General features: G+C 72.7%; 14 protein-coding genes. 7 read left to right on the forward strand and 7 right to left on the reverse strand.

Going from position 1 to position 12,774, the window contains the following annotated elements; all coding sequences use genetic code 11:
• Positions 1-9: 9 nt before the first annotated feature.
• Both VKA29_RS06845 and VKA29_RS06850 read left to right on the forward strand, forming a co-directional pair.
• Positions 10-1,320, forward strand: coding sequence for an ammonium transporter (locus tag VKA29_RS06845; RefSeq protein WP_324784337.1), 1,311 nt, complete (start codon positions 10-12; stop codon positions 1,318-1,320).
• Positions 1,317-1,655, forward strand: a complete 339-nt coding sequence (locus VKA29_RS06850) for a P-II family nitrogen regulator (RefSeq protein ID WP_324784301.1) — start codon at positions 1,317-1,319, stop codon at positions 1,653-1,655. The genes VKA29_RS06845 and VKA29_RS06850 overlap by 4 nt, the downstream gene beginning before the upstream one ends.
• On the opposite strand, the gene VKA29_RS06855 is transcribed toward VKA29_RS06850, so the two are convergent.
• From VKA29_RS06855 to VKA29_RS06865, 3 genes are all read right to left on the reverse strand, one after another.
• On the reverse strand, positions 1,549-2,655 hold the full coding sequence (locus VKA29_RS06855) for a WxL protein peptidoglycan domain-containing protein (RefSeq protein ID WP_324784302.1): 1,107 nt from the start codon (positions 2,653-2,655) through the stop codon (positions 1,549-1,551). The two genes, VKA29_RS06850 and VKA29_RS06855, sit on opposite strands and share 107 nt — an antisense overlap.
• Positions 2,656-2,817: 162 nt before the next feature.
• Complete coding sequence (locus VKA29_RS06860) at positions 2,818-4,167, reverse strand: beta-xylosidase (RefSeq protein WP_324784303.1); 1,350 nt, start codon at positions 4,165-4,167, stop codon at positions 2,818-2,820.
• Positions 4,168-4,419: 252 nt separating this feature from the next.
• A complete protein-coding gene (locus VKA29_RS06865) occupies positions 4,420-4,896 on the reverse strand; it encodes a hypothetical protein (RefSeq protein ID WP_324784304.1) in 477 nt (158 codons plus the stop codon).
• Positions 4,897-5,292: 396 nt separating this feature from the next.
• On the opposite strand from VKA29_RS06865, the gene VKA29_RS06870 reads away from it, so the two are divergent.
• The 5 genes from VKA29_RS06870 to VKA29_RS06890 all read left to right on the forward strand — a co-directional run bounded on the left by VKA29_RS06870 (position 5,293) and on the right by VKA29_RS06890 (position 8,958).
• Entirely contained in the window at positions 5,293-6,366 is a 1,074-nt protein-coding gene (locus VKA29_RS06870) for a PhoH family protein (protein WP_324784305.1), read from the forward strand.
• A 13-nt stretch (positions 6,367-6,379) separates the two neighbouring features.
• Entirely contained in the window at positions 6,380-6,877 is a 498-nt protein-coding gene (gene ybeY, locus VKA29_RS06875) for an rRNA maturation RNase YbeY (protein WP_324784306.1), read from the forward strand.
• Positions 6,874-8,178: a hemolysin family protein gene (locus VKA29_RS06880; RefSeq protein ID WP_324784307.1), complete on the forward strand. Its 1,305-nt coding sequence runs from the start codon at positions 6,874-6,876 to the stop codon at positions 8,176-8,178. The genes ybeY and VKA29_RS06880 overlap by 4 nt, the downstream gene beginning before the upstream one ends.
• Positions 8,175-8,534 (forward strand): MmcQ/YjbR family DNA-binding protein, encoded by a 360-nt coding sequence (locus VKA29_RS06885; RefSeq protein WP_324784308.1) that lies wholly within the window; start codon positions 8,175-8,177, stop codon positions 8,532-8,534. The genes VKA29_RS06880 and VKA29_RS06885 overlap by 4 nt, the downstream gene beginning before the upstream one ends.
• A 70-nt stretch (positions 8,535-8,604) precedes the next feature.
• Positions 8,605-8,958, forward strand: coding sequence for a cytidine deaminase (locus VKA29_RS06890; protein WP_324784309.1), 354 nt, complete (start codon positions 8,605-8,607; stop codon positions 8,956-8,958).
• A gap of 208 nt (positions 8,959-9,166) precedes the next feature.
• On the opposite strand, the gene VKA29_RS06895 is transcribed toward VKA29_RS06890, so the two are convergent.
• The 4 genes from VKA29_RS06895 to VKA29_RS06910 form a co-directional block, all read right to left on the reverse strand.
• A complete protein-coding gene (locus VKA29_RS06895; RefSeq protein WP_420718452.1) occupies positions 9,167-10,297 on the reverse strand; it encodes a carbohydrate kinase family protein in 1,131 nt (376 codons plus the stop codon).
• Between the two features lie 169 nt (positions 10,298-10,466).
• Positions 10,467-11,456, reverse strand: coding sequence for an adenosine deaminase (locus tag VKA29_RS06900; protein WP_324784310.1), 990 nt, complete (start codon positions 11,454-11,456; stop codon positions 10,467-10,469).
• A 20-nt stretch (positions 11,457-11,476) separates the two neighbouring features.
• Positions 11,477-12,382 (reverse strand): ribonuclease Z, encoded by a 906-nt coding sequence (locus VKA29_RS06905; protein WP_324784311.1) that lies wholly within the window; start codon positions 12,380-12,382, stop codon positions 11,477-11,479.
• Positions 12,383-12,388: 6 nt separating this feature from the next.
• Complete coding sequence (locus tag VKA29_RS06910; protein ID WP_324784312.1) at positions 12,389-12,742, reverse strand: histidine triad nucleotide-binding protein; 354 nt, start codon at positions 12,740-12,742, stop codon at positions 12,389-12,391.
• Between the last annotated feature and the right edge of the window lie 32 nt (positions 12,743-12,774).

The raw sequence follows: 12,774 nt of genomic DNA on the forward strand, positions 1-12,774 counted from the left end.
GAGACGACCGTGACCCTCGCCGCCGCGCACGCAGACACCGGCGACACCGCCTGGCTGCTCGCCGCCACCGCCCTCGTGCTGCTGATGACCCCGGGCCTGGCTCTCTTCTACGGCGGCATGGTCCGCACGAAGAGCGTCCTGAACATGCTGATGATGAGCTTCGTGTCGATCGCCCTCGTCACGGTGGTGTGGCTGCTCGCCGGATACTCCCTCGCCTTCGGCGACGACGCCGGCGGCGGACTGATCGGCGGACTGCGGCACGCCGGGATGGCGGACCTGGGACCGGACAGCGTGCGGGGCAGCGTGCCGACCCTGCTCTTCGCCGCCTTCCAGCTCACCTTCGCGATCGTCACGGCAGCGCTGGTCAGCGGCGCGATCGCGGACCGGGCGAAGTTCGGGGCGTGGCTGGTGTTCGTGCCCGTCTGGACGCTGCTGGTATACGTTCCGGTCGCCCACTGGGTGTGGGGCCCCGGTGGCTGGATCGTGCACGAGCTCGGCGCGCTCGACTTCGCGGGCGGCCTGCCGGTCGAGATCACCTCCGGCGCCTCCGGGCTCGCCCTGTGCCTGGTCCTCGGTCCGCGGCTGGGCTTCAAGAAGGACGCCATGCGCCCGCACAACCTGCCCATGGTCATGCTGGGCGCGGGCCTGCTGTGGTTCGGCTGGTTCGGGTTCAACGCCGGCTCGGCCCTCGGCGCCGACGGCCTCGCGGCCGCCGCCTTCCTCAACACCCTCGCCGCCGGCTGCACCGGCCTGCTCGGCTGGCTCTTCGTCGAGCAGAAGCGCGACGGCCACCCGACGACGCTGGGCGCGGCGTCCGGCGCGGTCGCCGGCCTGGTCGCCGTCACGCCGTCCTGCGGGTCCGTCTCGCTGCTCGGCGCGCTGGTCGTGGGCCTGGCCGCCGGCGCCGTCTGCTCGTACGCGGTGAGCTGGAAGTTCAAGCTGAACTACGACGACTCCCTCGACGTCGTCGGCGTCCATCTGGTCGGCGGTGTCGTCGGCACCCTGCTCATCGGCGTCTTCGCCGAGAAGGCGATGACCGGTCAGGCCGAGGGCCTGTTCTACGGCGGCGGGCTCGCCCAGCTCGGCAGGCAGCTGGTGGCCGTGGCGGTCGTCGCGGCGTACGCCTTCGGCGTCACCTACGGCCTCGGCAAGCTGATCGACGTCACCACCGGCTTCCGCGCGAGCGAGGAGCAGGAGCACGCCGGCCTGGACCTTACGGTGCACGCGGAGACGGCATACGATCACGGCGTCCTGGGGCACGGCGCCCCGGTCGGCCCGTCCCTCCTGTCCTCCGCCCAGAAGGTCAAGCACCAGCCATGAAGCTGATCACCGCGGTCGTCAAGCCGTACCGCCTCGCCGAGGTGAAGACCGCTCTGCAGGAGCTCGGCGTGCACGGGCTGACCGTGACCGAGGCCAGCGGGTACGGCCGTCAGCGCGGCCACACCGAGGTCTACCGCGGCGCCGAGTACCAGGTCGACCTGGTCCCCAAGGTCCGCATCGAGGTCGTCGTCGAGGACGCGGAGTCCGAGGCGGTGATCGAGGCGGTCGTCAAGGCCGCGCAGACGGGGAAGATCGGGGACGGGAAGGTGTGGGCGGTGCCGGTGGAGACGGTCGTGCGGGTGCGGACGGGCGAGCGCGGCCCCGACGCCCTCTGAGCGGCGCGGCGAGCCGCCGGAGCACCGGCCGGGACGGGCTGCCGCCCCGGCGGGCCCGCGCCAGCAGCGCGCCGCCCGCCACCGCCGCGGCGAACGCCAGCGCCACCACCAGCCACGGCAGCGCCAGGAACGACGCGCCGCCCGACTCCCGCGTGCCGTGCGCGCGCGCCGTCAGCGTGACGTCGCCCCGGTCCATCTGCGGCGCCCCGCGCCAGGGCTCGGTGAGCCGGACCCGCCGGCCCGGCAGCAGTTCGGTGGGGACCCGGGTCACCTTCCGCGTCAGCAGCGTCCGGCCGAACAGGCCGCGCGCCTTCAGCTCCACCTCGGGGCGGAGGGTGACGTTGCCGGTGTTGTGCAGGGTGTAGGAGATCGTCGCGGTGCTGTCGCCGAGGCCGGGCACGATCGGCTGGTGGTGGCTGACGCGCACGTTCTCCACGGCGATCGCGGGTAGCACGGGGCCGCCCACCCTGAGGTAGACGCGGGCGCCGACGGCCCGCCGCACCCCGAGCGCCAGGGAGCCGCGGCCCTTCTCCACCCGCTCGTCCAGCGCGACGATCGCCCCGGGGTGGTCGCCCGGTTCGGCGCCCTCGGGCACCCGCAGCGTGAACGGCACGGTGACGGACCGGTGCCCGGGGACCGTCACCCGGGACTTCGCGGGCCGCGCCCACGCGCCCACGCCCCGCATCCGCTCCTTCACCGTGCGCACCGCGAACCCGCCGTCGCGGGCGGTGTTGTAGGCGTCGGCGGCGTAGAGCCGGAAGGTCAGCGGCCGGCCCGTCCTGTTGGCGACGACGACCTCGTCCTGGAGGGTCTGTCCGGGGTCGGCGGAGAGATAGAAGTAGGGCCGCGCGGCGACGGCGGAGGCGGCGGGGTGGACCGACCAGCTCCCGTTGTCCGCGGCGCGGGCGGGGACGGCGGCCGTCACCGGCAGCAGCACCACGCCCAGCAGCAGGGACAGCAGCGGCAGGAGCAACGGGAGGCGGTCGTACGGCTTGCGCATGGGTGCGGACCTCCCAGGGACGTCGCGACGGGTGCGGCGGTGCTGTGGTGCGGCGCTGCGGCTGTGCTGTGGTGCGGCGGTGCCGGGGCGGACGGGCGGGTGCGGGCCGGCGGAGCGGCCGCCCGGCCGCCTGACACGACGGTGCTCGGACGGTGCGTACGGTCAGGTGAGCGTGAGCGTGAGCACGCCGGAGTACGAACCCGGAGGCGTGAACGCCGGTACGTCCAGGGAGAGCCGGGCGTCCGCAGTGAACTCGCCGCCGGTCAGCGTGGAGTCGGGAGCGGAGGCCAGGGTCGCCCCCGAACCGCCCACCGTGCCCGCGGAGCCGGCCTGGCAGGTGCTCGGGCTGCCCGCCTTGGTGGCGCAGGCGGGTGTCCAGCTCAGCTTCCCGGCGTCGATCCTGGCGGCGCCGGGCCCGGTGAAGTCGGTGACCTTGCCGGTCAGGGACCAGCCCGCGGGTCCGCCGCGGAAGTCCTCGACGGTCACCGTCCGCAGGTTCCCGGTGGAGGCCCCGCCCCGGCCGAAGTCGACCGCCGAGAGGGACACGGCGTCCCCGGCCTGGGACATGGACAGCGTCCCCGCCTTCACGGTGGTGGTCAGCTTCTGGCTCCCGGCGGGCACCGGAGTGTCGTCGACGACCGTGTACGCGGCGGGTCCCGCGCCCTTGTCGTCGCTCCACGCGCTGCCCTCGTACGCCACGATCCCCGTCGTGGTCCTGTCGTTGACGGTGAGCGAACCGCTGAAGGTGCCCGTGGAGCCGGCGGTCACCGTCGCCTTGTCCGCGGTCCCGGCCGCCCCGGACCGCCCGGCGAGGGTGACGGTGGCGCCCGGCGTGAAGTCGCTGCCGGTGACGGTCACGCTGTCACCGGGCTTGCCGGATGCCGAACCCAGGCTGATGGCACGGGTGTTGGGCTGTGTCGCGTCGGTCGCGGTGACGCTCTCGGAGACCGGCGCCGGCGGGTTCGTCACCGTGCACGGGGTGTCCAGCTCCATGATGTAGCTGGTGTGGATGTTGTAGTCACCGGGCGAGAGCGTGATCGTGCCCGCGTGGGTCACGGTGAACGTCCCGGTCATCGAGAAGGAGGGGAAGGCCCCCTTGCCCGGCACCGGGTCGTTCTTCTTGGGGCCGGTGACCGTGACGTCGCCGCTCTGGGCGCCGCCGAGGGTCACCTTGCCGGTGGGCGTCATGATGTCGGCCGGCAGGGCCAGTTCGGTGGGGTTGCCGGCGGCGGGCTTCACCACCGTGTAGGTCACCGTGACCGTGTCGCCCACCTTGGCGTTCTCCTTGTCCACCGAGACGTTCGCGGTGGTGGTGCCGTCGATCGGCGGAAGTCCCGCGATCGCCGGCGGGATGCAGTGCGTCGCGTAGTCCACGTCGCTGCCGGCCGCGCCGGCCGGGCAGGCCAGCGCGCCGTTCGCGGTGATCGCGAGAGCGGCCGCGCCGAGCAGCGGGACCAGACGCCGTCTTCGGGATCCCCTGGACCTCCAGGGGCTTCGACCCTTGGAACCCATCCTTGCCCCCTCCTGAAGGGATGCGGGCGCAGCGGCTCGTCTGCACCCGGGCAGGGGGCCATTGATGTGGAGACGAGATGAGAAGTCAATGGAGATGCGGCAGGAAAACTGACGAGCTGTCAGACACATCGTCGGACGCGTCGTCGGACGACGCATCGGCGTCTCGCGTTCTCCTGCCGCATCGGGAGGCCGGTGCGGGGCCGGGGGATCATCCGGAGACCGGCCGGACGTCAGCCGGAGACCGGCCGGACGTCAGTCGAACACGAACGGGCCGGGCGACTGGTTGGCGGTCGCCGTGCAGGTGACGGTGATGCCGAAGATCACCATCTTCAGCGAGCCGCCGTACATGTCGAGGCTGTCGCCCGCGGCCACGGTGCCGGGGAGCGGACCGACGGTGACCGCGGAACCGGCGGCCATGGCCGGGTTCACGGTCCCGCTGAAGACGGACGTGCCGCCGCCCGCCTTGGTCATGGTGAGCGTGGACTTGATCGAGTTCGCCGACAGCGCGAGCGGGGTGGTGATCGCCGTGGACGAGAGGGTGAGGGTGGCCGAGGTGCCGCTCTGGGTGGCCGTGAGGGTGGCGGCGCCGCCGCCGAAGGTGCCGCAGTCGGCGGTGATGGTGGCCGACCCCGGGGTGACCGCCATCGCGCCGGGCGCGAACGCCAGCCCGGCGACCGCGAGGGCCCCCGCCGTCAGTGCCGCACCTGTTCCGATTCGTTTGGCTCTCATGGGATCCGGTTCCCTTCCCGAGTCTGGGAATGCCATGGGGATGGACGGGAGGAATCCGGCCGGGCCGTCGGCGAGCGTGGTGCGGGACGCTGCGCGGGCGGTGGCCGTCGGCGGTGACCGCGGGGGTGACCGCCGGGGCGGACCTGACGGCCCGCCGGAACTGTCGTCCCCATTGATGCGCCCGGGGCCGGGGACGGCAAGGGCGGATTCCGGACCACTTCGGCCCGGACGGGGAACCGGCACACCGCGCACGGCACGCGGCGGCTCCCCGTCGCCGTTCCGGTGCCGAAAAGCCCTACGGCGTTGTCAGTAGCGCGTCGTACCCTTGGAATCGCGAGGCCGCCCTCAGCCAGGCGGCCGTGACGAGGAGGAATCGCAGGCCTACAGAGCCGGCCCATGACTGAGACACCCACAGCTCACACCTCCGCGCAGGAACAGGCACGAGCACAGTTCACCGTCCCCGCCCAGCACCCCATGGTGACGGTCCTGGGATCCGGCGACGTCCTTCTGCGCGTGATCGAGAAAGCCTTCCCGGCGGCCGACATCCACGTCCGGGGCAATGAGATCAGCGTGGTCGGGGATCCGGTGGAGGTCGCCCTCGTCTCACGCGTGTTCGACGAGATGATGCTGGTGCTCCGCACCGGGCAGCCGATGACGGAGGACGCAGTGGAACGCTCGATCGCCATGCTGAAGGCGAGCGAGAACGGGACGAGCGACGGCCACGAGACCCCGGCCGAGGTACTGACGCAGAACATCCTGTCCTCCCGCGGCCGCACGATCCGCCCCAAGACCCTCAACCAGAAGCGGTACGTCGACGCGATCGACAAGCACACGATCGTCTTCGGCATCGGCCCCGCCGGCACCGGCAAGACCTACCTCGCCATGGCCAAGGCGGTGCAGGCCCTGCAGTCCAAGCAGGTCAACCGCATCATCCTGACCCGGCCCGCGGTCGAGGCGGGCGAACGCCTGGGCTTCCTGCCCGGCACCCTCTACGAGAAGATCGACCCCTACCTGCGCCCGCTGTACGACGCGCTGCACGACATGCTGGACCCGGACTCGATCCCCCGGCTGATGGCGGCGGGCACGATCGAGGTGGCCCCGCTGGCTTATATGCGTGGTCGGACCCTGAATGACGCTTTCATCATTCTGGACGAGGCCCAGAACACCTCCCCCGAGCAGATGAAGATGTTCCTCACCCGGCTCGGCTTCGACTCGAAGATCGTGATCACGGGTGACGTGACGCAGGTCGACCTCCCGAACGGCACCAAGTCGGGTCTGCGTCAGGTGCAGGAGATCCTGGAGGGCGTCGAGGACGTCCACTTCTCCCGGCTGACGTCGCACGACGTCGTACGGCACAAGCTGGTGGGCCGTATCGTCGACGCCTACGAGAAGTACGACAGCAAGCACGGCACCGAGAACGGCACCCAGAAGGGCGGCCGGGGCAGGCAGTCCGGGCACAAGGGGAAGTAGACCGAGCAGCACCATGTCGATCGACGTCAACAACGAGTCCGGAACCGAGGTCGACGAGCAGGCGATCCTCGACATCGCCCGCTACGCACTCGCGCGGATGCGCATCCACCCGCTCTCCGAGCTCTCGGTGATCGTCGTGGACGCCGACGCCATGGAGCAGCTGCACATGCAGTGGATGGACCTGCCGGGGCCGACGGACGTCATGTCCTTCCCGATGGACGAGCTGCGTCCGCCGTCGAAGGACGACGACGAGCCCCCGCAGGGCCTGCTCGGCGACATCGTGCTGTGTCCCGAGGTCGCCGCCAAGCAGGGCGCCGAGGCGCCCACGCAGCACTCCATGGACGAGGAACTGCACCTGCTCACCGTCCACGGCGTGCTGCACCTCCTCGGGTACGACCACGAGGAGCCGGACGAGAAGGCCGAGATGTTCGGCCTGCAGGCCGCCATCGTGGACGGCTGGCGCGCGGAGAGGGGCCTGACCGGCCCCTCCCCGGCCCCGACCGTGTCATGAGCCCGCAGATCGTCGCGGGCGCGATCGCGCTGGTCGTCGTCGCGTGGCTGGCCGCCTGCGCGGAGGCGGGTCTGGCCCGCGTGTCCAGTTTCCGCGCCGAGGAGGCCGTGCGCTCGGGCCGGCGGGGCAGCGCCAAGCTGGCGCAGGTCGCCGCCGACCCCACCCGCTACCTCAACGTGGCCCTGCTGGTCCGCGTCGCCTGCGAGATGGCGGCGGCCGCCCTCGTGACGTACGTCTGCCTCCAGGAGATACGGGGCACGACCAGTGCCCTGCTGGCCGCGATCGGCGTGATGGTCCTGGTGTCGTACGTCGCCGTCGGCGTCTCCCCGCGCACCATCGGCCGCCAGCACCCGCTGAACACGGCGACGGCGGCGGCGTACGTGCTGGTGCCGCTGGCCCGGATCATGGGCCCTGTCCCGTCGCTGCTGATCCTCATCGGCAACGCGCTCACCCCCGGCAAGGGCTTCCGCCGCGGCCCCTTCGCCTCCGAGGCGGAGCTGCGGGCGCTGGTGGACCTGGCCGAGAAGGAGTCCCTGATCGAGGACGAGGAGCGCCGGATGGTGCACTCGGTCTTCGAACTCGGCGACACGCTCGTGCGGGAGGTCATGGTCCCGCGCACCGACCTGGTGGTGATCGAGCGGTACAAGACGATCCGCCAGGCGCTGAGCCTGGCGCTGCGCTCCGGTTTCTCGCGCATACCGGTCACCGGCGAGAGCGAGGACGACATCGTCGGGATCGTGTACCTGAAGGACCTGGCCCGCAAGACGCACATCAGCCGCGACGCCGAGAACGAGCTGGTGTCCACGGCCATGCGGCCGGCGTTCTTCGTGCCCGACACCAAGAACGCGGGCGATCTGCTGCGGGAGATGCAGAAGGAGCGCAACCACGTCGCCGTCGTCGTCGACGAGTACGGCGGCACGGCGGGCATCGTCACCATCGAGGACATCCTGGAGGAGATCGTCGGCGAGATCACCGACGAGTACGACCGTGAGCTGCCGCCGGTGGAGGACCTCGGCGACGACCGTTACCGGGTCACCGCCCGCCTCGACATCACCGACCTCGGCGAGCTGTACGGCCTCGACGAGTACGACGACGAGGACGTGGAGACGGTCGGCGGTCTGCTCGCCAAGGCGCTGGGCCGGGTGCCGATCGCGGGCGCGTCGAGCGTGGTCGAGCTGCCGGACGGCCGGGAGCTGCGGCTGACCGCGGAGGCGGCGGCCGGACGCCGGAACAAGATCGTGACGGTGCTGGTGGAGCCGGTGGCTCCGGCCGGGCCGGGCGCGGAGGGGACGCCGGAGTGACCCCGCGGCAGCTGCGCACCCTGTGCCTGTCCTTCAACGCCGCCGTGGAGGACTTCCCGTTCGGCCCGGACACGTCGGTCTTCAAGGTGCTGGGCAAGATGTTCGCGCTGTCGACCCTGGACGCGCGGCCGCTGACGGTGAACCTGAAGTGCGATCCGGAGGACGCGGTCCGGCTGCGCGCCGAGCACGAGGGCCTGATCGTGCCCGGCTACCACATGAACAAGCGCCACTGGAACACGGTCACGGCCGACGGCGGGCTCCCCGACCGCCTGGTCCGGGAGCTCGTGGAGGACTCCTACGACCTGGTGGTGGCGGGGCTGCCGCGCGCGGAGCGGCTCCGCCTCGACCGCCCCTGAGCGGCGGCGGCGCGGGCCGACGGCCACCCCGTGGGCTGATCACCGGCCGAGGTGTTCGTATGCTCGGGGCATGACCGACAGCAACGCACTTGACCCCGAGGACCGCAAGATCGTCACCCTGGCCCGTTCCGCACGGGCCCGCAACGGCGTGCCCGAGGGGGCGGCCGTACGGGACGAGACCGGCCGTACCTATGTCGCCGGGACGGTGGAGCTGGCGTCGCTGAAGCTGAGCGCGCTGCAGACGGCGGTGGCGATGGCGGTGGCGTCCGGGGCGAAGTCCCTGGAGGCGGCGGCCGTGGTGACGGAGGCGGAGACCGCGTCGGCCGGGGACCTCGCCGCCGTCCGCGATCTGGGCGGCGCGGCGACGCCCGTGCTGGTCGCCGCCCCGGACGGCACCCTGCGGGCGACGGTCACGGCCGGCTGAGCCCGCGCCCCCGCCCGGGCGGACGACAACCCACGACCCGCCCGGCCCTCACCCCGGCGGACGACAACCCACGACCCGCCCGGCCCTCACCCCGGCGGGCGGCAACCCCACGACCCGCCCGGCCCTCACCCGGGCGGGCGGCGCCCTGGCAACACGCCGCGCCCCCGTCCGGGCGGACGACACCCCCACGGCGCCTCGCCCTCATCGGTCAGCCCGAGCGGCCGAAACCGATCGTCGGTACCGCCCGTTGCAGTGGCCACGGCCTCGCCGCCGCCGGCAGGAGACGTTCCAGGAAGGCGTACCGGTGCAGGGCCGCCGGGTCCTGGCCGTCGACCGACTGGACCCTGCGCCACCAGGCGCCGATCTCCGACCAGCCGGGGGCCGACAGGGAGCCGCCGAAATCCTGGACCGACAGGGCGGCGGTCAGGCCGGCGAAGGCGAGCCGGTCGGCCAGCGGCCAGCCCGCCAGTGAGCCGGTGACGAAGCCGGCCACGAAGACGTCCCCCGCGCCGGTGGGGTCGAGGGCCTCCACGGCGATGGCGGGCACCTCGGCGCTCTCGCCGGTGCGCCGGTCCACCGCGTACGCGCCCTCCGCGCCGAGGGTGACGACGGCGACCGGCACGTACTCGGTGAGGGCGTGCGCGGCGGCGCGCGGGCAGCCGGTGCCGGTGTAGCGCATGGCCTCCTCCGCGTTCGGCAGGAACGCCTCGCAGTGCCGGAGGTCGGTCAGGCCGGCCAGGTCCCAGGCGCCGGTGTCGTCCCAGCCGACGTCACCGAAGACGCGGGTGCCGGTGCGCGCGGCCTGCGCGATCCAGGGGGCGCTCCGGCCCGGGGTGAGGGAGGCGACGGCGGCACGGGCGCGGGGCGGGCAGTCGGGGGCGGGTTCCTCCGGCGGCGGTTCGTGGCCGTGGGAGACCATCGTGCGTTCGCCCTCGTAGGCCATCGAGACGGTGACCGGGGAGTGCCAGCCGGGCACGGTGCGGGAGGTGGACAGGTCGATGCCCTCGCCCTGTTGCAGGACGTCCCAGCAGTACTCGCCATAGTGATCGTCACCGAAGGCAGCCGCCAGGGAGGTGCGCAGGCCGAGGCGGGCCAGCGCCGTGGCCATGTTGGCGACGCCGCCGGGGCTGGAGCCCATCCCGCGCGCCCAGGACTCCGTGCCGCGCACCGGTGCGGAGTCGAGCCCGGTGAAGATGATGTCGAGGAAGACGGTGCCCGTCAGGTACACGTCCCAGGGCGGGTCGTCCGGGGTACGCAGGGCGGCAAGGGGATCGAGATGGGCCCAGCTCTGCGTCACCCGGGTGAAGGGCGAGGGTCCCTTTCCGTCGGTCGCGGTCACGGTGCACTCCCTGGCATGGTGCGGATCAGGACAGTGTGCACCACAGGACCGGCGGTGAGGGCGGCGCGCGGGGCCGGACGCCGTCGGCGTACCGGGACGGGGATCGAGACGACGGTCCCGGCGGGCGGCGGAACCGTGCGGTGGCGCTGAGCCCCGAGGGGGCCGGAACCTAGAACTCGTACGCCTCCACCTCGGCCAGGTACCGTGCCCGGCGCTCCTCGTCGTCGTCCAGGAAGGACGCGAGGAAGGAGTTGCGGGCCAGTTCACGCAGCCGGTCCTCCGGCAGGCCCAGGACCGTGCGGACGGCGTCGAAGTTGTCGCCGGCGTAGCCGCCGAAGTAGGCCGGGTCGTCGGAGTTGACCGTGCACAGCAGGCCGGCGTCGAGCATGGCAGGCAGGGGGTGGTCGGCGAGGGTGTCCACGGTGCGCAGGCGGACGTTGGAGAGCGGGCACAGGGTGAGCGGGACGCGCTCGCGCACCAGCCGCTCGACCAGCGCCGGGTCCTCCAGGCAGCGCAGGCCGTGGTCGACGCGCTCCACGCCGAGCACGTCCAGCGCCTCGGTGATGTACTCCGGCGGTCCCTCCTCACCGGCGTGCGCGACGCGCCGCAGCCCCAGTTCGGCGGCGGCCCGGTACACCTCGCGGAACTTCGCCGGCGGGTGCCCGACCTCGGCGGAGTCCAGGCCCACGCCGGTGATCCGGTCGAGGTGGGGGCGGGCGGCCTCCAGGGTCTCCATGGCCGACTCGGCCGTCTCGTCGCGCAGGAAGCACATGATGAGCCGGGTCGACACGCCGTGCGCCGCCTCGCCGGTGCCCAGCGCCCGCCACAGCCCCTCGACGACGGTGCCCATCTCCACGCCCCGGGTCAGGTGCGCCTGCGGGTCGAAGAAGATCTCCGCGTGCCGCACGCCCTGGGCCGCGGCGCGGGCCAGGTAGGCGTCCGCGAGGTCGGCGAAGTCCCGCTCGGTGCGCAGGACGGTCATGAGCTCGTAGTACAGGTTCAGGAAGGACTGGAGGTCCTGGAACCGGTACGCCTCGCGCAGCTCGCCGGTGTCCGCCCAGGGCAGGTCGACGCCGTTGCGGGCGGCCAGCTCGAAGGCCAGCTCGGGCTCCAGGGTTCCTTCGATGTGAAGGTGCAGCTCTGCTTTGGGGAGGGGCATCGAAGCATCGTACGGGTGCTTCATCTGCGCTTCGGGAGCGGGACACGCAGCAGGTCGCGCGCCACGGTCAGCTCGCCCTCGAACCCGGCCTCGCGGGCCTGGCGTTCGAATTGGTCGGGCTCGGTGTAGCGCTGGCTGAAATGGGTGAGCACGAGGTGGCGCACTCCCGCGTCCCGCGCCACCCGGGCCGCTTGCCCCGCGGTCAGATGGCCGTGCTCGGCGGCGAGGCCGGCGTCCTCGTCGAGGAACGTCGACTCGATGACGAGCAGGTCGCACCCCTCGGCCAGGGCGTGCACGCCGTCGCACAGCCGGGTGTCCATGACGAACGCGAACCGCTGTCCGCGCCGCGTCTCGCTGACGTCCTCGACGCGGACGCCGCCGAGCACGCCCTCGCGCTGGAGGCGGCCGACGTCCGGGCCCTTGATGCCGTGCGCGGCCAGCCGGTCGGGCAGCATGCGGCGCGCGTCGGGCTCGACGAGCCGGTAGCCGTAGGACTCGACGGGGTGCGAGAGCCGGCGGGCCTCGAGCGTGTACGCCGGTGTCGTCGCGAGGACGCCGTCCGCGTCCACGGGCGCCTCGGTCAGGGCGACGGTCTCGCGGTAGGCGGTGGCGTACCGCAGCCGGTCGAAGAAGCGCTGCCCGGAGCGCGGGTAGTGGGCGGTGACCCGGTGCGGGACCTGGTCGAGGTTGATGCGCTGGATGACGCCGGCCAGGCCGAGGGAGTGGTCGCCGTGGAAGTGCGTGACGCAGATCCGGTTCAGGTCGTGCGCCGCGACCCCGGCGCGCAGCATCTGGCGCTGTGTGCCCTCGCCGGGGTCGAACAGGAGGCCCTCGCCGTCCCACCGCAGCAGATAGCCGTTGTGGTTGCGGTGCCGGGTCGGGACCTGGCTCGCGGTGCCGAGGACCACCAGTTCACGGACGGACACGACGCCTCACCCGGGGGGCCACTGCAGGCCGCGGCCGCCGAGGACGTGGGCGTGGGCGTGCCAGACGGTCTGGCCGGCCCCGCTGCCGGTGTTGAAGACGACGCGGTAGCTGTCCAGCTTCTCCTCGTCGGCGACGGCCTGGGTCTCGCGCAGCACGTCCGCGGCGAGCTGCGGCGCGCCGGCGGCGAGCGCGGCGGCGTCCCGGTAGTGCGCCTTGGGGATCACCAGCACGTGCGTGGGGGCCTGCGGGTTTATGTCCCGGAAGGCGACGGTCGTCTCCGTCTCGCGGACGACGGTCGAGGGGACGGTCCCCGCGACGATCTTGCAGAACAGGCAGTCGTCCTGCGGCTCCCCTGCCATGGTCCCTCCGGGTATCGGCGGCGCTTTACGTG

The sequence above is a fragment of the Streptomyces sp. H51 genome (genome assembly GCF_035656535.1).
In the GTDB taxonomy this organism is placed as follows: Bacteria; Actinomycetota; Actinomycetes; order Streptomycetales; family Streptomycetaceae; genus Streptomyces.